A 22,373-nucleotide genomic window follows, 5' to 3' on the forward strand; every position below is an offset into this window, starting at 1 on the left:
GGGGGTTGGCTTCGGGGGGCGGGGGCCCGTGGGTCTGTGGCTGGCCCCCCGGGGGGCGGCCCCCCCCGGGGGGGGGCGCCGGGGGGCCCGCCCCCCCCCGACTCGCCGCTAGGCCAGGGTCAGGAGCGGTCCGTCCGGCCCTGCTGGTTCGGTGGCGCGAAGACGACGCGGGACCGCAACTGCCGGAACCCGGTCCGTTCCAGCTCGGCCGCCACCGCCACCCGGTGCGCGTCCACGTCGGCGATCACCTCCCGGGCACCGCCGTCGGCGAGCATCCGGACGGCCTCCGCCAGGAGGTCGGGCCGGGCCGCCTCGTCGAGCAGACCGAAGTAGGCCAGCAGCGGGTAGCAGGCGTCGCCGAACGTCCCCGCCAGCCCGACCGGCTCACCGGCCGCCACCGCGACGCGCCACCTCTCGATCGTGTCGCCGAGCCAGGCCAGCGGGTCGGTGGCGAGGTCGACGCCGCCGACCACCCGGGCGATCTCGACGCCGGTCAGCACGTCCGGCTCGGTGATTCTGGAAACCAGGGCGTTGATCTCCGCCAGGTCGGCGGGCGGGCGGAGTTCGAACCGCCCGGAGGACGCCGGCAGCGGTGTGCCCGTCCAGGAGCACCGGAGCCGCTCCCCCTGTTCGACGAGCCCGGCGAGCCGGGCCGCCTCCATGGGGGCCCGTACCACGGCAAGCACCTCGGGCCGACGTCGCCAGTGCGCCGGCAGCGCGGCGTAGTACAGACCGGGACCGCCGAGCGCCTCGTGGGCGCAGCGCAGCAGCTCGGCGCCCACCTCCGGCTCGGCGTCCAGATCGAACCGGTCCAGCCAGGGCGCACCGACGGCACCGGGTGGAAGGAGCCAGGCAGCCCGGCCCACCAACCGGCCGGCGCGCAGCGCGACCCAGGTGTTCTCGGGACGGTAGCCGCCGCCGGCTACCCCGTCCGCGTACGCGACCTGACGCAGTTGGGGCAGCGGGTCGGGCATGGAGTCGAACAGGTTTTCCTCGCCCGCGACGAGCGGACGAATGACCAGATCAGTCATGGGTTGGTCCTCCGGGAAGCGAGCGCCCCGGGTCAGATCCGCGCGGACGCCGGAGCGCGGAGGGGGCGCAGAACATCGGACATTGTTCTGACCTCCTTCCCACTCGACGGCGTGCCCGACGACCCTACGCGGGACGGCTGGCAGCCCGCAAGGGACGGTCACAGCGTCGGGTTGGTTTCCGATCCACGCTTGTGGGCACGCTGGTCGTACACCGTGATGCCGGCCAGGATCACGGCCGCGACGGCCGCCACGGCGATCGGCGGGAGCAGCACCATCGGCGGGGCAGCCACGACCAGTGCCACCGCGCCGAAGTACAGCGCCCGACAGCGCGGCGCGACCCGGCTCTCCCGCTCCAGGGTGCTCCGCCCGAGCAGGAACAGCACCGGGCCGCCGAAGACGATGACCACCAGCGCCCAGTCGATCGGCGGATGCGGATCCTCGATGATCTGTCCGAAGCCCACGGCGGTGCAGATGATGCCACCGACGATCAACAGCAGGCTGTAACTGGCCCAGCGCGACAGTTGGATCCCCTCCCCGCTCGGGGTCGCGGCGTGACCCGACCTGACGTGGTAGAAGTAGATCCGCCAGAACGAGACGACCGCCACGAACGCGGCGACGAGGACGATGGTTCCCCCCGTGGTGAAGCCCGGGAAGCTGACCGCGGCGCCGGCTTCGAGCACCACCTCGGCGAGAGCGATCATGAAGAACTGGTTGTACCGCTCGGCGAGGTGCGCCTGCGAGACCCTGACTCCCAGGGAGGTGAGCTGCGGCCCACCCATCCGGGGCAGTGGGTAGGTGGTGGCGGCGCCGATCATCTCGATGGCGAGCGCGATGGTCCAGAAGACGCCCCGACCGAGACCGCCACTGATGCCGCCGCTGATCCAGAGCACACCGGACGCCACGTGCCAGGTCAGCACCCGCAACGAGAACGTGTGCACCACGTGGCCCCGCAGGGCGAACGCCAGGAAGAGCGGTCGGCCGACCTGGATGACCACGTAGGTGCAGGCGAAGATCACGCCACGCTGCCCGAACGCCTGCGGCAGGGTGACCGCCAGCACCAGGGTGCCGAACATCGTCACCAGCAGGAATGCCTGGATTTCGGGACGGCGGGGGTCGTAGGTGCTGGACAGCAGGGCGTTGAGTGACCAGATCATCCACAACGCCGTGAAGAACAGGACGGTCTGGCCCGCCTCGGACAGCAGGGTGTGCCGGACGATGGTCAGGTCGTCCGCGACCCGCCCGGCGAGGCGGGCCAGCGCGAAGACGTAGACGATGTCGAACAGCAGTTCCAGGACGGTCGCCGAGTTCGGGCTCCTGCTGTCTCCGAGACCACGGAAGAACTCGGCGCGCCTCAGCACGGACGTCGGGACAGCTCAGCCGGCCAGGGCCGCCGGCACGGGCACCCCGTGCGGGTGACCCTGATGGCCTGCCATCGTCCCCGAGCCTCCCTCGCCTGCCCGTCCACTATCTGCGTACTTTATCCATCTTTAGCGGACCTTCGTCGCCGATGGCGGATACCGGGTCGGCGGTGCGTCGGATCATCTGTGCCGTCACCCTGCGGTACGCGCCCGGCTCGACCGGGAACAGCCACTGCCAGGCCCGGGTCAGCGGGCCGACGTTGAGCCCCAACTCGTCGAGCACCTCGTCGATGTTGTGCATCGAGAACGGGATGATGTTCGTGCCACGAGCGTGCCGTCCGTTGGTGCGCGTCGCCATCCAGAACAGCCGGGCGCGCACCTCGTCGCGCATCCGGACCTCGGTCGGCAGGGTGATCCCACCGCGCAGGTACGCGGCCGTCCAGACCGCCGCCATCTCCGCGCTCAGCGGGCTGAAGAACGACGAGTTGTAGCCGGCGAAGGTCAGGTGCGGCACGCCGATCGGCAGGATCTGCCGGTAGAGCATGAAGTTGCCGGCCTCGTCCTGGAGCCGGGCCTGCACCGCCTCGTCGAGGAACGGCACCTGCTGGCGGAAGCCGGTGCCACAGATCACCAGGTCGGCGGGGACCACCGTGCCGTCGGCCAGGCGAGCGGCCGGCCGGCCGTCGTCGACGAGCAGCTCGGTGATCACCTGATCCCGGTGCACGGTGATGCGGCCGTCGGCGACGCGCTCGAAGAACCCCTCGGTGGCGAGGCTGACGGTGCTGCGGGCGATGTCCTCGAAGCTGCCGTTGGGCACGAGACCCAGCTCGCGCAACTTGAACTGGCGGGTAGCGACCGCGCCGACGCTGTCGACCATGCGCTGGCGCAGACCGTTGCCCGGGCCGTGCAGGAACCGCTCGAAACCCTTCAGGTGCAGGTAACGGAAGAGTGCCTCACCCATCCGGGTGAGCAGCAGGTACTTGTAGTTGAGGACGCCGCCGAGCTTGCGGGGCATCTTCCAGAGCAGGTCGCGCGCCACCACGTGGGTGTGGGCGGCGACCTCGCTCACCGGGACCGCCACGTCGCAGGACGACTTGCCGTACCCCACCACGAGGACGTTCCTGCCCCGGGCCGCCTCGATGTCGTGGAACTCCCCCGTCGCCAGGACGCGCCCTCCGGCAGCGGCGAAGCTCGCGTGCCCGGCGAAGGACGGGACGAGCGGGTCGGAGAAGATGCCGTTGGCGACGATCAGGTGGTCGTACCGCTGCACCGTCAGCGGGTCCTGGGCGCCCGCCGGCCGCGAGGTGACCAGCCACCCGGTCTCGTCGTTGACGAGTTCGGCCGAGGCGACCTCGGTGGACAGGCGCAGCGAGCCGGCCAGCCCGAACTTCTCCACGTAGCTCTCCAGGTACCGCTGGACCTGCTCACCCGACGGCCACTGCGGGTAGTCGGCAGGCATCGGCAGGTCGGAGAGGTGGTAGGTGCCCTTGTTGTTCTGAGTGTGCAGGCCGGGGTAGCGCCGGGTACGACTCCACACCCCGCCGACGTCTGGCGCCTTCTCGAAGACGGTGACGTCGAACCCACTCTGCCGCAGCACCTTCGCTGCGCTCAAGCCGGCGAATCCGGCGCCGACTACGGCAATCCTCATGGTCTCCTCCACCGGGTGAACCGCCGCCGAACACCACGCCAGCGGTGGTCGCACGCTAACGAGCGATCCAGGAAGGTCGCTATCCGCGCCGCGCAGCCCCTATCCGCCGTACGCTGTCGCGCCCGTTCTGCTGTCGGGTCGACGGCACTCCGGCCCGTGTCGACCCGGTCACGCCTTAGGGTCGGCGCATCGGGACGCCCGGAGGTGTCGGATGGACGCGGTGACCGTCCGCACGGACGACGTCGACCGGGCTCGCGCCGAGGTGGGCCGGGTCTTCTGTCCGCACCGGCTCACCCCGGAGGCGGGCGTACGCAACGTCCACCTGCGGATGGCGGCCCGCCGGGCGGGCGCAGTCGGCGTCATCGACCTCGACTACGGGCAGGCGGTGCGCATCCAACCGCCCGCGCTGGAGACCTTCTACCTCGTCCAGATTCCGGCCGCCGGGAGCACGCTGGTCCGGCACGCCGGTCAGACCGTGACCTCGACCCCCGACGTCGCCTCGGTGCTGTCCCCGTACGACTCCTCGGACATGCGCTGGTCCGAGGGATCACCACACCGGATCTTCTACGCCGACCGGCGCGCCGTCGACCGGGAACTCGCCCGCCTCCTGGGCCGCCCGGTGGACGAACCGATCCGCCTCGACGCCGGCATGCTGATGACCACTCCGACCGCGCAGGCATGGGCACGCGGAGTGACGTTCCTCGCCGACGAGCTGTCGCGGCCGGCGGACGCGTCCCTGTTCGACAATCCGCAGGTCGCCGCCCGTTTCGCGGAAGGGCTGATCGGCCAACTGTTGCTCGCCCACCGGCACAGCCACTCCGACCTGCTGACGGAGCCGGCCCACCACCCCAACCCGGGGCGGCTCGTCCGGCGGGCCTGTGCCCTCATCGCCGATCACCACAGCGAGGCGCTGACCGTCGGTGACATCGCGGAGGCGCTGCGGGTGAGCGTCCGCAGCCTGCAGGACTGCTTCCGCCGCGAGCTGCGGACCACCCCGACCGCGTACCTACGGGCCTGCCGACTCGACGCGGCCCACCGCACACTCCGCTCGGCCGAGCCGGGCACATCCGTGACCACTGTCGCGCTCCAGCACGGATTCCTCCACCTCGGTCGGTTCGCGACCGAGTATCGGAGCCGGTTCGGTGAGCCGCCGTCCGCGACCCTCCGGCGCTGACGACGAAACTGTTATCCGGGTACGGCTGGCGAGTCTCCTGAGGTGAGGAGTTGGCGGGTTCCCCCGCCACCGCGGCATGGAAGAGTGCTGCGACCACACACGAGGGAGTCGAGACGATGCGCGCAACCGACCAGGGTGCAGCGGACGCCGCAAGGGGAAACCGGGGCGTCCACGCGGAGCCCCCACGCGGGGTGCTCGGCCGCCTCCCGACTGGCGCGCGGCGGCTGCTGTGGCCGCTCCTGGTGGCCGCCGTGGTCGCCGTACTGGTCAGTGGTGTCATCGTCGTGATGCAGCCGACCGGGCCGACGCCCGCCCCGGCGGCGACTCAGGCGCTCGACGCGCCGCCGTCCACCGACACGGAGCCTGGCACACCCGCCGCGACCACGCCCGGTGCCACGGCGAGCCCGACGGCGGTGCCCCCCTCGGCGACGCCGGCGGCGAAGCCGACGACCCGGCGTCCGGTCGCTCCGGCGGCGCCGGCGGTGACCTCGAAGCGCAAGGGCGTCGGGGTGTGGACCTTCGACGGTGTCAGTCAGGCGCTGAACAACTCCGGGGCGAGCTGGTACTACACCTGGGACGTGAAGCACCAGGGCGTCACCAGCCCGCAGGGCACCGAGTTCGTCCCGATGATCTGGGGGGCGAAGAGCGTCACCGCGAGCAATCTGCAACAGGCCAAGCAGAACGGCCGTTACCTGCTCGGCTTCAACGAGCCGGACCTGAAGGGTCAGGCCGAGATGACCGTCGAGCAGGCGTTGGAGCTGTGGCCGCAGTTGCAGGCCACCGGTTTGCCGCTGGGCAGCCCGGCGGTGGCCTGGGGCGGCGACCGGCCGGGCGAGTGGCTGGACCGTTTCATGGCCGGGGCGAAGCAGCGGGGCTACCGCGTCGACTTCATCGCCCTGCACTGGTATGGCGGCGACTTCACCACCGCAAACGCGGTGAACCAGCTCAGGTCGTACCTGCAGGCCGTGCACGACCGGTACGACCTGCCGGTCTGGCTCACCGAGTTCGCCCTGATCGACTTCTCCAACGGCGTCCGCTTCCCCACCCAGGCACAGCAGGCCGCGTTCCTCACCGCGGCGACGAAGATGCTGGGTGGGCTGTCCTGGCTACAGCGGTACGCGTGGTTCGGCCTGCCCGCCACCGAGAAGGACCAGACCGGGCTGTTCCAGACCGGCAGCGAGGCGACCGCCGTCGGCCGCGCCTACCAGGCAGCTCGTTGACCTACAGCACGTCGACGTGGTCCCGCCATGAGTGCTGCGGCTCGTAGCCGAGCACCCGGCGGGCCTTGTCGATGCTGAGCAGCGTCTCGTGCTCGCCCAGCTCCTTTCGGATCTCCACACCCGGGTAGACCTCGGCCATCAGGCTGGCACTGGACCGGCTCATCACGGTGTCGGCGTTGGCGATGACGAACACGTCGGCGCCGGGCTGGTCGTGGGCGAGTGCCCGCTCGACCGCCTGCGCGCCGTCGCGGGCGTCGATGTAGCCCCAGAGGTTCCACCGGCGCAAGCTCGGGTCGGCGTCGAAGGAGGGGAACGGGGCGTAGTCCTCGACGTCCATCACGTTGGAGAAGCGCAGGCCCACCATGACCAGCTCCGGGTCCCAGCGGCAGAAGTGCCGGGCCATCTCCTCCTCAAGGGCCTTGTTCAGGGAGTACGTCGACTCGGGGCGCGGGGGGTACTCCTCGTCGACCGGCGCGTACGGCGGCGGGGTGTCGAACGGCAGCCCGAGCACCGTCTCGCTGGACGCCCAGACGACCCGTTTGATGCCGGCCGCCCGGGCGGCCGCGAACACGTTGTACGTGGCGGCGGAGTTGTTGGCGAACGTGGTCGCGTTCGGCATCAGCCCGGGGGCCGGGACCGCCGCCAGGTGCACGACCGCGTCGACGCCGCCCGCGTGCTCGTCGGCACCCCCGGTGAACGCTTCCACGACCTGCCCGTAGTCGGTCAGGTCGACGAGCAGGAACTCGCCGTCCACGTCGCGGGGGTCGCGGCCACCGGCGCGGTCCACCGCCAGCACGTCGACGCCCACGGCGCGCAGGTGGGTGACGACGGCGCGGCCGAGCTTGCCGGTGGCGCCGGTGACGACGACACGCCTGGGCAGTGCAGAGTTGCTCATGACGCCATCCTCTCCGGCCGTCGTTCGGTGCCTGCGGTCGGGTGTGTCCCGGCTCATCCCCGGGCGGCGGTGCTGCCAGGTGCGTAACGTGCAGGGGTAAACGTTGTCGCGACGAGGAGACCTCATGTCCAAGCCACCGCTCCCCGAGGCCGCGGTCGAGATGCTGCGCAAGCCGAACCCGGCAGTGATGACCACGCTTCGCAATGGTGGTCAACCGGTGTCCGCCGCCACCTGGTACCTGTGGGAGGACGGCCGGATCCTGGTGAACATGGACGAGAGCCGCCGCCGGTTGGAGCACGTCCGCAACGACCCCCGGGTGTCGCTCACCGTGCTCGACGAGGCCGGCTGGTACACCCACGTCAGCATCATCGGGCACGTCGTCGAGCTGCGCGCCGACGAGGGCCTGGCGGACATCGACAGGTTGTCGAAGCACTACACGGGCAACGCGTACCCACGCCGGGAACGCGCCCGGGTCAGCGCACTGATCGAGGTCGACCGCTGGCACGGGTGGGGCGAGCAGAAGGACAACAACCAGGTCGGCTGACGTCCGCCACCCGCCCTGTCGCCGTTGACCGCAGCCGTCAGCGGCGACAGGGCACCGGCGGTCAGGGGGTCGACGTCACGGCGGAGCGGGTGCGGGTGCGGGTCACCAGATAGCCGAAGGCCGCCGCGGTGAAGAACATGACGATGCCGTAGACGGCCCCCGGGATCGCCATCTGGGTGCTGTCGAGCAACGCCGGGCTGAGCGCGATGGTGATGGCCAGGGTGCTGTTGTGGATGCCGATCTCGAACCCGGCGGCAGTCGCGGCGCTCCGGTCGACACCGGCGAGGCGTGGCACCCCGTACCCGATGGCGAGGCTGAGCAGGTTGAAGGCGAGCACGGCGAGGCCGACCGAGACGAAGTAGTCGGCGATGTTCTCCCGCTCGCCGAGCACCGCGCCGGCGATGACGGCGACGAGCACGACGACGGAGAGGATCCGCACCGGGCGGTTGAGTCGTTCGGCCACGTGCGGCGCCCGCGCCCGGATGAGCATGCCGATCGCGACCGGGACCAGCACGATGGCGAAGACCTGGAGCACCTTGTCGAACTGCAGGCCGATGCTCCTCCCTTCCGGCAGGAAGTACGCCGCGGAGAGGTTGACCAGGATCGGCAGGGTGAAGACGGCGAGCACCGAGTTGATGGCGGTCAGGGTGATGTTCAGGGCGACGTGCCCGCCGAACAGGTGGCTGTAGAGGTTGGCGGTGGTACCGCCGGGTGAGGCGGCCAGCAGCATCATGCCGACGGCCAGCTCGGGTGCGAGGTCGAACGCGAGGACGAGGCAGAAGCAGAGCGCCGGCAGCACCAGCACCTGACACACGAGTGCGATGACGGCGGCTCGTGGATGGTTCGCCACCCGGCGAAAGTCCGCCATGGTCAGTCCGAGACCGAGACCGAGCATGATGATGCCGAGGGCGACGGGTAGTCCGATCAGAGTCACGGCTGAGTCCATGGCACAACATCGTTACCACCCGGTAACGCCGTCACAATCCCCCATGTGGCTGGCGGCTCTTGACCCCGGACGGTGATCGGCTTAACTTCATCAATCAGATAAGTCTCTTTACTAATTCTGCTTGATGTCTCGTGGGAGTGTGCCGATGCGACCATTCCGCCACCGCCGTCTCACCGCCGTCGCCGCCCTGGCGACCCTGCTCGTCACCGCCGCCCCACCGACCGCCGCGAACGCGGGCGGCAAAGCCGACCGCGCCGGCTACCACCGGGTCGGCTACTTCACCCAGTGGGGCATCTACGGCCGGGCCTTCCCGGTCAAGAAGCTCGACACGTCCGGGGCGGCGAGCCGCCTCACCCACCTCAACTACGCCTTCGGCAACGTCAGCGAGGACGGCCGTTGCTACCTGGACGGCGGGCCGGGTGAGGGCGACGCCTGGGCCGACTACCAACGCCCCGTCCCGGCCGAGGAGAGCGTCGACGGTGTCGCCGACGCCCCGGGCCAGGCGCTCAACGGCAACTTCAACCAGCTCGCCAAGCTCAAGGCCAGGCACCCCAAACTGGAGGTGCTGATCTCGCTCGGTGGCTGGAGCTGGTCGACGTACTTCTCGAACGCGGCCCGCACCGACGCCTCCCGCAAGGCGTTCGTCACGTCCTGCATCGACCTCTACCTCAAGGGCAACCTGCCCGGCAGCACCCCGGGTGCCGGCGCTGGCGTCTTCGACGGCATCGACCTCGACTGGGAGTGGCCCGGCTCGGAGGGTGAGCCCGGCAACGTGATCCGCCCGGAGGACCGGGAGAACTTCACCAAGCTGCTCGCCGAGTTCCGCCGGCAGCTCGACGCGTACGGGCGCACGACCCGCGCGCACCACCCGCTGACCGCGTTCCTGCCGGCCAGCCCGGCCACCATGGACGCCGGCTACGAGGGTCGCAAGATCTTCAAGTACCTGGACTTCGCCACCGTGCAGGGGTACGACTTCCACGGCGGCTGGGACGCCCGGGCCAACCAGCAGTCGGCGCTCCGCGTCCCAGCGGGTGCCCCGGACAACCCGGACTTCTCCGTCGAGGTGGCCGTCGACGGGTGGATCGCCCGGGGCGCGCCACGGAACAAGCTCGTGCTCGGCATCCCCTACTACGGTCGCGGCTGGACCGGCATCACCGGCGGCGGCAACGGCCTGTTCCAACCGGCCACCGCGCCCGCGCCGGCCACCTTCGAGGCCGGGTACGAGGACTACAAGAACCTCAAGACCCTAACCGGCAACGGTTACACCGTGCACCGCGACCTGCGCGCCGGGCACGCCTGGCTCTTCGACGGTACGACGTTGTGGACGTACGACGACCCGGCTGTCGTGCTGCAGAAGACGCTCTACATCCGACGCGCCGGCCTGGGCGGCGCCATGATCTGGTCGCTCGACGGCGACGACGACAACGCCACCCTGACCAAGACGATCGGCCTCGGCCTGACGACCTTCTAGCCGTACGTCTGCACCTGGCTCGTCGCCGGCCGACCACTCGGCCGGCGGCGGGCCAACTACCTCTGCGGCGGTGTCACCGCGTGCACCGCGGCCTCGATGAGCGCGGTCACCTGGGCCATGTCCCGGGCCTGGTGGACGTCCACCTCGGCCGACCAGCCGTCGGGCCGGGTGAGCCGCACCGTCACGTCGTCGCGGCGGTGGGTCAGCCAGCCGGCGACCGCCTGCACCAGCACCATTGTGGTGCCCGCGTCGCCGGCCGCCACCCGCAGGACGCTCGGGTGGTCCGCCGACGGCCCGCCCGGGGGCGTCGAGGTCACCCCCTCGCGCAGCCGCTCCTCAGCGCGCAGCCAGGACGCCAGCGAACGCTGAGCATCGGCGGACGGACGATCCGGATGGACCGAGAGCGTGATCATCTCCGGCACGTCTCCCCCTCCCAGACGACGACGAACCCAGATGACCATCCTGCCAGTCCGCGTCGGAACCGGCACGCCGTGTAGTCAAGAATGTCGATCACCCCTTGACCGTCGTATCGCCGGTTCATAGGCTCCGGCCACTGCGAGGTTGTTCCCGAGAAGGGCAAACGACTGATGGCCCCATCGATACGTCGGATCCGAATGGTCCCCGCCAGGCGGCTGGCGAGCGCCGCCACGATCGCGCTCCTGCTCGGCACGGCCCCCCTGCTCGGCGGCACACCGGCCGCGACCGCCGCGCCACCCCTCCGGTGCAGCGACGACCCGACCGCCCGGTTGGGCAGCGTTCCCACCCCGGAGAACGTGCTCGGTTTCCCGCTCGGCACGGGGCAGGAGCGGGTCGTCACCAACGACGAGATCCGGACCTACCTCGGGGCCGTCGATCGCGCCTCCAACCGGGTCGTCACCGGTGCGCTGACCACGAGTGTGCTCGGCCAGCCGCTGCCGTACGCGGTGGTGTCCAACGAGCGCCACGTGCGGCCCGCCGCGCTACGCCAGATCGCCGACGACGTCCGGGACCTGCGCGACCCGCGCCGGACCAGTGCGCGAACGGCCGCCCGGACGGCCAAGGACAGCCCGGCCATCGTCTGGGTCACCGCCAACGTGCACGGCGGCGAGAAGAGCGGCGCCGACGCGGCGCTCAAGACGTTGTACGAGTTGGCGGCGGGCCTGTCCTGCGCGGTCGCCGAGCGCAACGACAACCTGGTCACCATCATCGTCCCCACCCAGAACCCGGACGGCCGCGACGCGACCCGGCGACAGAACGAGTTCGGCTTCGACCTGAACCGGGACTGGTTCGCCCGCACCCAGCAGGAGACCGACGGCAAGCTCGAACTGCTGCGGCGCTACCCGCCGCAGGTCTTCGTCGACGCGCACGAGATGGGTGGCCGGCAGTACTTCTTCCCACCGAACGCCGACCCGATCCACCACGAGATCGCCGGCGAGGCGGTGGACTGGATCAACCGGATCGGCGAGGCCAACAAGGCCGGCTTCGGCTTCAACGGGGCCTGCGACGACACCGTCACCACCGAGTGCTACTTCAACTACGACACGTACGACATGTTCTTCATGGGCTACGGCGACACGGTGCCGACCACCGGCTTCGGCGCGGCCGGCATGACGTACGAGAAGGGCAGCGCGTCGGCCGTGGCCGACCGGGTCCAGCAGCAGTTCCACACCCAGTGGTCGACGCTCGGGTGGGCCGCCGCGAACAAGCGCGAGGTGTTGGACGGCTACTACGACATCTGGACCGACGCGCTCGCCCAGGGCCGGGCGGGCACCCTGGAGCCGAACGAGGTGGTGCAGCCCACGAACGAGGTGCAGTTCCCGGTGCCGGACCTCACCATCCGCTCGTACTTCCTGCTGCCCGACCGGCAACTCGCCGACGTCCGCCAACTCGTCGAGCGGCTACGCCGGATGGACGTCGAGGTGTACGAGGTGCAGAAGGCCACCCGGGTGCCCACCGCGCGGGTCTTCGGCGGGCGCAGCGCCACGAACGTGACAGTGCCCAAGGGCGCGTACTGGATCCCGATGGACCAGCCGCAGAAGCACTGGATCCAGGCCATCATGGGCGAGGATCCGTACGTCCCGTTCCCGTACTTCTACGACGTGTCGTCCTGGAGCAATCCGCTGCTCATGGGCATCAACACCATCTACACCGGAGACACCGTCCGGCCGAGGGCCGAGCTGGTCCGCACAGTCTCCGGTGGTCGCACCGGCGCGGCCTGGCCGTGGGGGTCGTACACCTACCCGCTCGACTCGGCCGCCGCCGCGGAGCTGACCTTCACCCTGCTCGGCCGGGGCGTTCCCCTGGTCCGCGACCGCACGACCAGCAGGGTGGCCATCCCGACCGCCGCGGTGAACCGGACCGTGGACGAGCTGGCCAAGCGGCTCGGCGTCACCCTCACCCCGGGCGGTCGACCCGCCGGCACCCGACTCGACCTGCCCGACGTGGGGCTGTTCCAGGGCGCCGGCATCTCCACCACGTCCGGCTCGCACGGCGAGGCCCGCTACGTGCTCGGCAAGCGGTGGGGCCTCGACCTCACGCCGGTCACCACGGCCGACATCAACGACAACACCGAGGCGTTCACCGGGCGTACGGTGCTGCTGGTGCCGGACGGTAGCAGCGCCACCGGCGGTCTGACCGCCGCCGGGCAGGCCAACCTGCGCGACTGGGTCGGCCGGGGCCACACCTACCTCGGGCTGCGCAACGAGGGCACCCGGCTGGCCCGGGCCGCCGGGCTCACCTCGACCACGGAGAAGACCAAGCCGGCGGACTACCTCGTCATCGGCTCGCACCTGCGCGTCGACGTCGACCAGGACAGCCCGGTGGCGCTTGGTCGCCCGGCGGAGGATTTCGAGTTCAACAACAGCGACCCGATTCTCACCCCGAGCAGCACCGGGACGAACGTGCTCAGCTACCCGACGGGTGACACCTTCTGGGCCAACGGGTACACCGTCGGGGCGGACACGCTCAAGGGCACGGCAGCCGTCGTCGACGAGCCGACCGGTGCCGGCCGGGCGGTGCTGTTCGCGTTCAATCCGCTCTTCCGCGCGTACAACGAAAATGGTCTGCACCTGGTCGCCAACACGCTGCTCTACCCGGCGGCCGCCGCGTCGGACGCCCGGCGGCCGGCCGGCGTCGACGCGGCGCGCGCCAGCGCCGCCGCCGCGCCGGTGACACCGGACCTGGGCGGCGGGTGGCGGCCGATCACCATCCGGGTGGCGGCGGCGGACCTGCCGCGCACCCAGGCCGTCGTCGAACGCTTCACCACCGACGCGCAGACGTCCGAGAAGAACGGTTCGGCGTACGTCGTGATCCCGAACCCGCAAGGGCTCCAGGCGGACGAGCACCCGTTCGCGAGGGAGCTGGTACGCGCCCTGCGCGACGCGAAGGTGCCGCTGCAATCGGTGGTGAGCTGACCAACCCCGCACAGCGAAGCGCCCGTCCCCGTGTGGGGCGGGCGCTTCCGTGCGTGCTGGGGGCTATGACCGCCGGGCTACCTCGGTGACGAACGCCCGCCAGGCCACCGGCCCGAAGACCAGCGCCGGCCCTTCGGGGTCCTTCGAGTCCCGCACGCCCACGATGCCGGGGGGATTGTCCGCGACCTCGACGCAGTTGCCGCCAGCGGATCTTGCCGCACGGGGGCGACCCGCCTGCCGAACCGGCTCAGGCTTTGTGGGCGACGCCGCTGTAGCCGGTGCGGGCGACCTGCGGGTCGTCGGTGGCCGGCGGCTCCGCGTGCGGCCACATGTTGACCAGCCCGGGCGGCTCCAGGACGAAGTCGCCGAAGAACCGGGAGATGTCGGCGTGACTGCGCGGCACGAAGGGGCTGTTCGCCCGGGCGTAGATCGCGGAGATCCGGGCCATCAGGTCGGGGTGCACGTCGGTGCTGGCGTGCGACAGCGCCAGGTAGCTGCCGGGGGCGAGCGCGTCGCGGTAGGTGGCGACGATCCGCTGCGGGTCCTGCTCGTCGGGCACCAGGTGCAGCACGAACATCATCAGGACCGCTACCGGGCTCCCGAGGTCGATGGCGGCGCTGATGTCCGGGTGGCCGAGCACCTGCTCGGGGTCGCGCAGGTCGGCCTGGACCACCGACACCGACGTCGAGTCGGCGAGCAGGGCACGGCCGTGGGCGCAGACCACCGGATCGTTGTCGACGTAGACGACCCGCACGTCCGGGTCGATGCGGTGCGCGATCTCGTGGACGTTGTCGCGGGTCGGCAGCCCGGAACCGAGGTCGATGATCTGCCGGATGCCCCGCTCCTGCACGAGGTGCCGGACCGTCCGGGCGATCAGGTCACGGCCCTGCCGGGCGGCCTCGGGCATCCACGGCGCCACCTGCAACACCATCTGGGCGGCGGCCCGGTCGGCGGCGAAGTTGTCCTTGCCGCCGAGGTAGTAGTCGAACATCCGCGCCGCGTTCGGCGTGTCAGGTTGCAGGGCAACCTCGGGCTGCGACTGCGTCATGATCGGCCACCTCTCACCCGTCTACCCGGTCCCGCAGCATAGCGCCCACGATGATCGGCTGATGGCCACCACCATCGGGTGTAGACGGTCGACTCCGTGGTCGACCCCGACCGCCGGCCCGGCGACGGTTGGCCTGACCGTCAGCGCCGGGCAGCCATCGTACCGTTCGTCAGGTGGGTTGACCAGGCGGCCGGCTGGCCCGACGAACGAGCCAGCCGGCCGTGGCGTCACCCGGTGGCGCAGACGGTGCCGTTGAGGGTGAACGCCGTGGGCAGCACATTGGGTCCGCCGTACGCGCCGACGAATCCCGCGCTCACGGTGCCGCCGGCGGCGATCTGCCGGTTGTCGGTGGTGGGCGTGACCCGCACCGCGGTGCCGACCTGCTCCCAGGTGGCGCTCCAACCGCTGCTCACCTGCTGCCAGCCGGTGGGCCAGGTCCAGCCGAGCGTCCAACCGTTGATCGGGCTGGACCCGTTGTTGATGATCTCGACGCCACCGATGTAACCGTTGCCCCAGTCGTTGCTCGTGGTGAAGCGGACGGTGCACGTACTGACGGCGGGGCTGCCGGTGGCGAAGGTGAGCGGCGGTGAGGCCCAGGAGACCCGCCCGGCGGTGTCGCGGGCCAGCACGTTGACGGTGTACCTGCTGCCCGGCAGGAGGTTGTCGACGGTGAACGAGGTGGTCGTCGTCTCGCCGACCTGCTCGCTGACCGCGCCGTTCTGCCGGTGCACCTCGTACTTGGCGATCGGGCTGGCGCCCGGGGTGGCCGCCGGCCAGGTGATCGTCGCGGCGCGGTCGGTGACGCCACTCGCGGTCGGCTGGCCGGGTGCCGTCGGCCGTCCGGCGGTGGTGCCGGCCGCACGCAGCACGAGCGTGGTCAACGAGTACGCCGGCAGCGTCCGGCTGGTCGCCGAGCCGGACTGGCTGGTGGCGATGCCGGTGGCGCCGTTGGTGAGGGTGGAGACCGTCGGCGCGCCGGCCGACGGGGTGAACCCGGCGTAGTCGATGGTGACCTGGTGGTCGTTGTCCGGGTCCTTGTTCACCAGCAGCACGGCGAGGTCCCCGTTGCTGCGGCGGACGGCGTGGGCGGTGACCAGTGGCTCGTCGGTGCCGGCGCGGACGAACTGGTCGCCGGTCTTCGCGAAGAGCTTCATCATGCTCAGCCCGTGGTACGGCGCGAACGGTGTGTTGAGCGGCGGCTGGCAGACGGCGCCGTCCTCGGTGCAGGCGCCGCTGGAGAGCATCCCGAAGTCGCCGTAGTCGGTCTGGCCGGCCACCTGCGTCACGGTGCCCATCCCGTTGTGCACGTTCCACCACTGGACGGTGAAGACCCCGCTCTCCAGCAACCCGCTGTAGACGTCGGCCAGGAAGAGCGCGGCCGGCTGGGTGGTGCGGCCGGCGTCCACGTTCAGCTCGGTGAAGCTGATTCCGATGCGGTCGGCGTTCGCACCGGCGTACCGGGTGAGCTGCTGCCGCAGCAGGTAGGTGGCGTCGGGGAGGTGGTTGACGCGGGCCAGCGACTCGGCGGCGGTGCCGCCCGGGTACCAGTGCACGTCCACGAAGTCGATCTTCGGGCCGGCGATGGAGAGCACTGTCTGGTTCCACGGGCCCGGGTCACTGCCGGCGGTGATGCCGTCCGGCCAGTTGCCCGGCATGGTCAGCACCGCCCCGACCTTGATGGTCGGGTCGACCGCCTTCATCGCTTCGGCGTACTCGACGACGAGCCTCGCGTACTGTGTCGCGCTCTTGTCCGGGTGGTCGTCCGCCTCCCAGGCGGACCCGTAGTGACCGTTGCCGTAGTTCTCGTTGCCCACGGTCCAGTAACGCGCGCCGTAGCCCTTTGTGACGTTGGCGTACCGCACCCAGTCGGCGGCTTCCGCAGGGGTGCCGGTGCCGTAGTTGGCGATGATCATCGGTTGCGCGCCGACGCGCCGGACCGACGCCATGAAGGTGTCGAAGTCGGTCCCCGGCGCGACGTAACCGCCGGGCGCGGTGTGGTCCTTCCAGTGGTAGATGTCGGCGTACGAGCCGCCGGGGTAGCGCATCATCTGCACACCGGCATCTCTGAGCAGGTCCGACGTCTCAGCGGTGCCGAGGTTCGAGTCCCAGATGGCGTGGTTGACGCCGAGCGCGGTGTCCGGCACGGTCGCCAGACCCGCTCGGGTGTTGACGGTCACGGTGACCGGGTCGGCCGCCGCGCTCGCGGTTGGTGGGTTGACGCTCGCGAACGCGCCTGCGGCGAGCAGCAGGCCCGTCAGGAGCGCCGCGCGGGTCTTCGGTGTACGCATGGGCGGGGTTCCTTCACGCAGATGAGCCGCCCGTTCGGCCAGGGTGCGACGCGGTGACGGGCGATCTCGTGGACAGGTCCGTCGCTCGTGTCACCCGTCCCCCGGAGATCGCATCTGGATCCCGGCTGCCCAGTGGACGGACGTCAGCCCCGCGCGCGGCTGTTCATCGACGTACCACAATGGCACTGTCGGTTCGACATTCTCAAGGTGCGTCAGACGTCGTCTTCGCCGCGCTCGTCGCGCCCGGGACGACTCCCTCGCACCCGGTCGGCGGCCAGCAGGGTGATGACGGCGGCGGCCAGTTGCAGCACGCCGACGAGCAGATCGACCACGCCGGAAAGGGCAGTGGCGTCTGGCAGATGGGTCATGAGACGGCCTCCGGGTTCGTGCCCACCGTCCGCTTTCTGCGGAAGGCCCTCCCCCGGGCCCAGCGGTGACCGCTCGAGCGCCGCCCTCATAGTGGCACACGGGATCGACAGACGTCATCCCGCGACAACTTGACGAACGGCATGTTATCGCTCACAGTCGATGCGAGGCGATCAGCGTCAGTGGCTCACCGCGCGCCTTCGGGGCCGCCGGGTTGCCGCCGGGTCCCCGGCTCACGACAAGAGGAACCGCCAATGAGATCACGGATCGCACTGCTGGCCGCCGCGTTGGCGACGGCCCTGGCGACGACGACGGCCGTGGTCACGGCCGCCACCCCGGCGTCGGCCGCGACGCTCACCCAGGTGACCACCTTCGGCACCAACCCCACGAACCTCCAGATGCACCTGTACGTCCCGGACCGGGTCGCGGCCCAGCCGGCCCTGCTCCTGGCCCTGCACTACTGCACCGGCAGCGGTCCGGCGGTGCACAGCGGTTTCGGGCTCAGCACCCTCGCCGACCGCTACGGCTTCATCGTGATCTACCCGTCGGTGACCCGGAGCAGCAAGTGCTGGGACGTCTCGTCACCGCAGGCCCTGCGGCGTGACGGTGGCAGCGACCCGATCGGCCTGAAGTCCATGGTCGACTACGTCCGCAGCCGCTACCCGGTCGACGCCAACCGGATCGGCGTCGGCGGGTTCTCCTCCGGCGCCATGATGACGAACGTCATGGTGGGCCTGTACCCGGACCTCTTCAACGCCGGGTTCAGCTCCTCCGGGGTGCCGTTCGGGTGCTTCGCCACCACCAACGGCGCGGAGTGGAACAGCGAGTGTTCCGGCGGACGCATCGTCAGGACCGCGCAGCAGTGGGGTGACCTGGTCCGCAACGCCTACCCGGGCTACACCGGAAAGCGTCCCCGGTTCCAGATCTGGCACGGCACCACGGACACCACCCTGAGCTACGTCAACTTCGGCGAGCAGATCAAGCAGTGGACGAACGTGCAGGGCGTGTCGCAGACCCCCAGCTTCACCGACTCCCCGCAGACCAGCGCCACCCGTACCCGCTACGGGGGCACCGGCGGCACGGCGCCCGTCGAAGCGATCAGCTTCCAGGGGTACGGCCACTCGATCCCGTTCGACGCCGCCCAGGCCGTCCGGTTCCTCGGCTTCGACAGCACGGGCCCCACCACGCCGCCACCCGGCAGCGCCGCAGGACCGCTGCGCAACACCGCCGCCAACCGCTGCCTGGACGTGCCGTCGCGGTCACAGACCAACGGCACCCAGGTGACACTGTGGGACTGCAACGGCGGCACCAACCAGCAGTGGACGGCGACGACCGCGAAACAACTCCAGGTGTACGGGACGAAGTGCCTGGACGCCGAGGGCGCCGGAACCGCACCGGGCACCCGGGTGATCATCTGGGACTGCAACGGAGGCATCAACCAGCAGTGGAACGTCAACGCCGATGGGACGGTCACCGGCGTGCAGTCCGGGCTGTGCCTCACGCCCACCGCGGCCGGAACCGCGAACGGCACCCCTGCGGTCCTGTCGAGCTGCAACGGCACGAACAGCCAGCGGTGGACCCGAAGCTGACGGGGTGACCGACGGCGGGCGCCGGCTCAGCCGGCTGGCGTCCCGCTGCTCGGGCCCGGACTCCGAACAGCGGGACGCGACCCGGCGGCCGGGGCCGACGGTTGTCGTCAGGGCGGCCCGGGTGTGAGCCCTCGCTCAGCGGCGTGTGCTGGGCAGACGAGTGGACCGGTGTCGTCGCACGACTGTGCCGTCGCTGCGACGCCCTGGGGCTCCGATGGCCGTTCATGCCTCGGCCGCGCGGCGTGCGGGTCGCCCGGTGGTGGTCTCGGGCCGTCTCGCGCCGGCCACGTGCCACCCGCCCCACGCCACGATCGTCGTTCGCCGCGACCCGGCTCGGTGTGACAGCTCCGTCACCACGGCCCGAGGTCGTAGGAGTAACGACGACTGTCCGTCACGTTAGCGTTAACAGTAAGCGATTGTCCATAGACAACAGTCGTCGTTCACAGCTCAGGACGGTTCGTGTGGACGCTCGCCGGGCGCGGGAGGGGTCACGGCCGTGGTGGTGCGGCGCTGTCGCGGACGATGAGCTCGGTGGCCAGCTCGACCCGTGGGCTCTCGGTCCGCTCGCCGCCGGCGAGGCGCAGCACGGTACGCGCGGCAAGCATGCCCATCTCGGCCAGGGGTTGACGGACCGTGGTCAGCGGTGGGGAGCACCACCGCACCTCCGGCAGGTCGTCGAAGCCGACAACGCTGACGTCGTCGGGCACGCGTAGGCCCCGTTTGCGGACCGCCTCGTAGACGCCGAGGGCCATCTGGTCGCTCGAGGCGCAGATGGCGGTGGGTGGGTCGGGCAGGGCCAGCAGCTGCGTACCCGCGGTGAATCCGGATTCGTGGTAGAAGTTTCCGGGGCGGATCAGGGCGTCGTCGACGGGGATTCCGGCGGCGCCGAGGGCGGCGCGGTAGCCGTCCATCCGGGCCCGGCTGCACATCAGGTGCGACGGGCCGGCGATGAAGCCGATGCGGCGGTGGCCGAGGCTGAGCAGGTACTGGTTGGCGCTGAGGCTGCCCGCCCAGTTGGTGGCGCCGATGGTGGGTGACTCCTGCGGGTCGACCCCGGCCGGGTCGATGATGACGACAGGTAGGTGCAGCCGGCGCAGCTCGGCCTGCAACGGTGGGTTCACCATCGAGGTGACGAAGATGATCCCCTCGGTGGAGCGCGTACGCATGTTGTCGAGCCACTGCTTGGCCGAGGAGATGCGCCAGTGGATGGCCGACACGACGGTGCCGACGCCGCTGGTCCGGCCGACGTCCTCCACCCCGCGGATGATCTCGACGGCCCACGGGCTGTCCAGGTCGTTGAAGACCAGGTCGATGAGGGCGGCGTCGGTGCGCCGGGTCGCTGACCGGCGGCGGTAGCCGTGCCGGTTGAGCAGCGCCTCGACACGTTCCCGGGTGTCCGGTGCGACGTCGGAACGGCCGTTGATGACCCGGGAGACGGTGGGCACGGAGACTCCGGCCAACCGCGCGATCATGGCGATGGTGACGTTGCGGCCGTTCTCCGTGCCCACGGTCTCCCCTGTCATCCCTTGACGCTGCCGGTGAGACCGCCGATGAGTTGCCGTTCGGCCACCGCGTAGAAGCCCAGGGCCGGCAGCATGGACAGCACCACGTAGGCGAGCACCCGTGCGCTGTCGGCGGTGTACTGGCCCTGGAACGCCTGGACCCCGACGGGCAGCGTCCACCAGCTCTGGTCGGTGAAGACCACCAACGGCAGCATGAAGTTGTTCCAACTGGTAACGACCGCCAGCACCGAGACGGTGGCCAGGGCCGGGCGGGCCATCGGCAGCAGCACCCGCCAGAAGAAGCCGAAGGGGCCGCAGCCGTCGAGGACGGCGGCCTCCTCGACCTCGGCCGGGATGGTGCGGAAGAACTGGCGCAGGATGATGATGGTGATCGGCAGCCCAAAGGCCGCCTGCGGCAGGATGACGCCGAGCGGGTTGTCCAGCAGGCCCAGCCCACGCAGCAGGACGAACAGCGGCAGGATCGCCACCGCGAACGGGAACATCAGGCCGATCGCGAACAGGGTCACCAGGAACTCGCGGCCCCGGAAGGCGTATCGGGCGAAGACGAACGCCGCCAGCGCCGCCGCGCCGACCACGATGAGGGTGCTTGTCGCGGCGATGAGGAGGCTGTTGCCGAGCTGCCGCCAGAACACCCCGGAGGCCAGGATGTCGGTGTAGTTCGACGGCACCCAGGGGTCGGGCATGCCCAGCGGGTTGGTGGAGAGCTGGCCGTTGTCCTTGAACCCGCCGAGCACGCCGAACCAGACGGGTACGACGATGAGCGCTCCGACCACGACGCAGACGAGGTGCAGCACGAGGCCGCGGGTCGGCCGGGCGCGGTTCACCGTGCCGGTCATAGCTGGCCTCCCTGGTTGGTGATCGCGCCGGCGGTGTCCCGACGAAGGACGATGCGCTGGTAGAGGAGGGCGAAGACGAGACTCAGCAGGAACATCACGATGCTGATCGCGCTGGCGTAACCGACCTCGAACCGGCGGAAGCCGTACTCGTACATCGTCACGGCCATGGTCTCCGAGGAGTGGATCGGCCCGCCGCCGGTGAGCACCCAGACCATGTCGAACAGTTGGATGGTGCCGATCACCGACAGGAACACGCTGATCCGGATCGTCGGCCCCAGCAGCGGCAGGGTGACGTGCCGGAACGCCTGCCAGGCGCTGGCGCCGTCGGTGACCGCCGCCTCCGACAGCTCCCTGGGAATGCCCTGCCTGGCGGCGAGGAAGAGCATCATGTAGAGGCCGAAGTACTTCCAGGACACCACGAGGAAGACGGCGTACAGCACGGTGTCCGGGTCGGCGAAGACCGCGCCGGCGTCGGCGCTCAACCACGTCGCGATCGCGTCGCCGAAACCCCGGTTCGGCGAGAGGACCAGGGTGAACAGGACCGCCGTGGTGACCTCGGAGAGCACGTACGGCGCGAAGAAGATCAGCCGGTAGGCGGCCCGCCCCCGCACCGGCTGGTTGAGCAGCATGGCCAGGGCCAACGCCGCGGGTAGCTGCACGAACAGGGACAGCAGCACCAGCACCAGACCGCGCCACAGGTCGCCCCGGAAGGTCGGGTCCTGGAAGGCGCGGGTGTAGTTGTCCAGCCCGATGAAGTTCTCCGGCAGGCCGAAGCCGTTCCACTTGTAGAGGCTGGCGTAGCTGGCCACCAGGATGGGGGCGATGACCAGCAGCAGGAACAGCACCAGGGCTGGGGTGAGGAAGATGGCGAGGACACCGCGGCGGCCCGGCCGGGACCGGCGGCCACGCTGTCGCGCGACGTCCGGCCCCGGTACCGGCGGGTCGATCGCCGGGTCGCCGTGCCTGGTGTCCGACACGGTCGATGGCCTGCTCATGCGTACTCCACAGGGGATTCGCCGGCTACGGATGGGTGGGTGCGCGCGG

The 22,373-nt window shown here is 70.5% G+C and carries 18 protein-coding genes and 1 pseudogene; 6 read left to right on the plus strand and 13 right to left on the minus strand.

Annotation, left to right across the window (positions count from 1 at the left end; genetic code table 11):
- Positions 1 to 119: 119 nt before the first annotated feature.
- From AB0C15_RS10680 to AB0C15_RS10690, 3 genes are all read right to left on the minus strand, one after another.
- On the minus strand, positions 120 to 1,031 hold the full coding sequence (locus tag AB0C15_RS10680) for an acetyltransferase (protein WP_357350890.1): 912 nt from the start codon (positions 1,029 to 1,031) through the stop codon (positions 120 to 122).
- Between the two features lie 158 nt (positions 1,032 to 1,189).
- The gene (locus AB0C15_RS10685) at positions 1,190 to 2,389 is read right to left on the minus strand and encodes a low temperature requirement protein A (RefSeq protein WP_357350892.1); all 1,200 of its coding nucleotides are present in this window, start codon (positions 2,387 to 2,389) and stop codon (positions 1,190 to 1,192) included.
- A 106-nt stretch (positions 2,390 to 2,495) separates the two neighbouring features.
- Positions 2,496 to 4,037, minus strand: coding sequence for an NAD(P)/FAD-dependent oxidoreductase (locus tag AB0C15_RS10690; protein WP_357350894.1), 1,542 nt, complete (start codon positions 4,035 to 4,037; stop codon positions 2,496 to 2,498).
- Positions 4,038 to 4,248: 211 nt separating this feature from the next.
- Here AB0C15_RS10690 and AB0C15_RS10695 point away from each other — a divergent pair, with 211 nt between their 5' ends.
- Together AB0C15_RS10695 and AB0C15_RS10700 are read left to right on the plus strand one after the other, a co-directional pair.
- On the plus strand, positions 4,249 to 5,211 hold the full coding sequence (locus tag AB0C15_RS10695) for an AraC family transcriptional regulator (protein WP_357350896.1): 963 nt from the start codon (positions 4,249 to 4,251) through the stop codon (positions 5,209 to 5,211).
- Positions 5,212 to 5,327: 116 nt separating this feature from the next.
- Positions 5,328 to 6,431, plus strand: a complete 1,104-nt coding sequence (locus AB0C15_RS10700) for a glycosyl hydrolase (RefSeq protein ID WP_357350898.1) — start codon at positions 5,328 to 5,330, stop codon at positions 6,429 to 6,431.
- Between the two features lies 1 nt (position 6,432).
- Here the strand turns inward: AB0C15_RS10700 and AB0C15_RS10705 are convergent, their stop codons facing one another.
- Positions 6,433 to 7,326 (minus strand): NAD(P)-dependent oxidoreductase, encoded by an 894-nt coding sequence (locus AB0C15_RS10705; RefSeq protein WP_357350900.1) that lies wholly within the window; start codon positions 7,324 to 7,326, stop codon positions 6,433 to 6,435.
- Positions 7,327 to 7,450: 124 nt separating this feature from the next.
- Here AB0C15_RS10705 and AB0C15_RS10710 point away from each other — a divergent pair, with 124 nt between their 5' ends.
- On the plus strand, positions 7,451 to 7,870 hold the full coding sequence (locus AB0C15_RS10710) for a PPOX class F420-dependent oxidoreductase (protein ID WP_357350902.1): 420 nt from the start codon (positions 7,451 to 7,453) through the stop codon (positions 7,868 to 7,870).
- Positions 7,871 to 7,931: 61 nt separating this feature from the next.
- On the opposite strand, the gene AB0C15_RS10715 is transcribed toward AB0C15_RS10710, so the two are convergent.
- Positions 7,932 to 8,816 (minus strand): bile acid:sodium symporter family protein, encoded by an 885-nt coding sequence (locus tag AB0C15_RS10715; RefSeq protein WP_357350904.1) that lies wholly within the window; start codon positions 8,814 to 8,816, stop codon positions 7,932 to 7,934.
- Positions 8,817 to 8,961: 145 nt separating this feature from the next.
- Between AB0C15_RS10715 and AB0C15_RS10720 the strand changes: the two genes are divergently transcribed.
- Positions 8,962 to 10,287 (plus strand): glycoside hydrolase family 18 protein, encoded by a 1,326-nt coding sequence (locus AB0C15_RS10720; RefSeq protein ID WP_357350906.1) that lies wholly within the window; start codon positions 8,962 to 8,964, stop codon positions 10,285 to 10,287.
- A gap of 56 nt (positions 10,288 to 10,343) precedes the next feature.
- Here the strand turns inward: AB0C15_RS10720 and AB0C15_RS10725 are convergent, their stop codons facing one another.
- On the minus strand, positions 10,344 to 10,700 hold the full coding sequence (locus AB0C15_RS10725) for a hypothetical protein (RefSeq protein WP_357351148.1): 357 nt from the start codon (positions 10,698 to 10,700) through the stop codon (positions 10,344 to 10,346).
- A gap of 201 nt (positions 10,701 to 10,901) precedes the next feature.
- Between AB0C15_RS10725 and AB0C15_RS10730 the strand changes: the two genes are divergently transcribed.
- Positions 10,902 to 13,679 carry a M14 family zinc carboxypeptidase gene (locus AB0C15_RS10730; RefSeq protein ID WP_357350908.1) on the plus strand — a complete coding sequence of 926 codons (2,778 nt, stop codon included), beginning with the start codon at positions 10,902 to 10,904 and terminating at the stop codon, positions 13,677 to 13,679.
- 63 nt (positions 13,680 to 13,742) lie between these two features.
- Here the strand turns inward: AB0C15_RS10730 and AB0C15_RS10735 are convergent.
- From AB0C15_RS10735 to AB0C15_RS10750, 4 genes and pseudogenes are all read right to left on the minus strand, one after another.
- Positions 13,743 to 13,901, minus strand: a pseudogene (locus tag AB0C15_RS10735) (DUF397 domain-containing protein); the annotation flags it as partial.
- A 25-nt stretch (positions 13,902 to 13,926) separates the two neighbouring features.
- Positions 13,927 to 14,727 (minus strand): SAM-dependent methyltransferase, encoded by an 801-nt coding sequence (locus tag AB0C15_RS10740; RefSeq protein ID WP_357350910.1) that lies wholly within the window; start codon positions 14,725 to 14,727, stop codon positions 13,927 to 13,929.
- Positions 14,728 to 14,954: 227 nt separating this feature from the next.
- Positions 14,955 to 17,015 carry a cellulose binding domain-containing protein gene (locus tag AB0C15_RS10745; RefSeq protein ID WP_357350912.1) on the minus strand — a complete coding sequence of 687 codons (2,061 nt, stop codon included), beginning with the start codon at positions 17,013 to 17,015 and terminating at the stop codon, positions 14,955 to 14,957.
- A gap of 212 nt (positions 17,016 to 17,227) precedes the next feature.
- Entirely contained in the window at positions 17,228 to 17,383 is a 156-nt protein-coding gene (locus AB0C15_RS10750; RefSeq protein WP_357350913.1) for a hypothetical protein, read from the minus strand.
- 252 nt (positions 17,384 to 17,635) lie between these two features.
- Here AB0C15_RS10750 and AB0C15_RS10755 point away from each other — a divergent pair, with 252 nt between their 5' ends.
- Positions 17,636 to 18,970 carry a PHB depolymerase family esterase gene (locus AB0C15_RS10755; protein WP_357350915.1) on the plus strand — a complete coding sequence of 445 codons (1,335 nt, stop codon included), beginning with the start codon at positions 17,636 to 17,638 and terminating at the stop codon, positions 18,968 to 18,970.
- A 488-nt stretch (positions 18,971 to 19,458) separates the two neighbouring features.
- Here AB0C15_RS10755 and AB0C15_RS10760 read toward each other — a convergent pair whose 3' ends face one another.
- From AB0C15_RS10760 to AB0C15_RS10770, 3 genes are read right to left on the minus strand one after another with little or no spacing between them, the layout of a single operon-like run.
- Positions 19,459 to 20,493, minus strand: a complete 1,035-nt coding sequence (locus tag AB0C15_RS10760; protein WP_357350917.1) for a LacI family DNA-binding transcriptional regulator — start codon at positions 20,491 to 20,493, stop codon at positions 19,459 to 19,461.
- Positions 20,490 to 21,329 (minus strand): carbohydrate ABC transporter permease, encoded by an 840-nt coding sequence (locus AB0C15_RS10765; RefSeq protein ID WP_357350919.1) that lies wholly within the window; start codon positions 21,327 to 21,329, stop codon positions 20,490 to 20,492. The genes AB0C15_RS10760 and AB0C15_RS10765 overlap by 4 nt, the downstream gene beginning before the upstream one ends.
- Positions 21,326 to 22,324, minus strand: coding sequence for a sugar ABC transporter permease (locus AB0C15_RS10770; protein WP_357350920.1), 999 nt, complete (start codon positions 22,322 to 22,324; stop codon positions 21,326 to 21,328). Before AB0C15_RS10770 ends, AB0C15_RS10765 begins: the two co-directional genes overlap by 4 nt.
- Between the last annotated feature and the right edge of the window lie 49 nt (positions 22,325 to 22,373).

It is taken from the genome of Micromonospora sp. NPDC048835, from assembly GCF_040649995.1.
Classification (GTDB): Bacteria; Actinomycetota; Actinomycetes; order Mycobacteriales; family Micromonosporaceae; genus Micromonospora.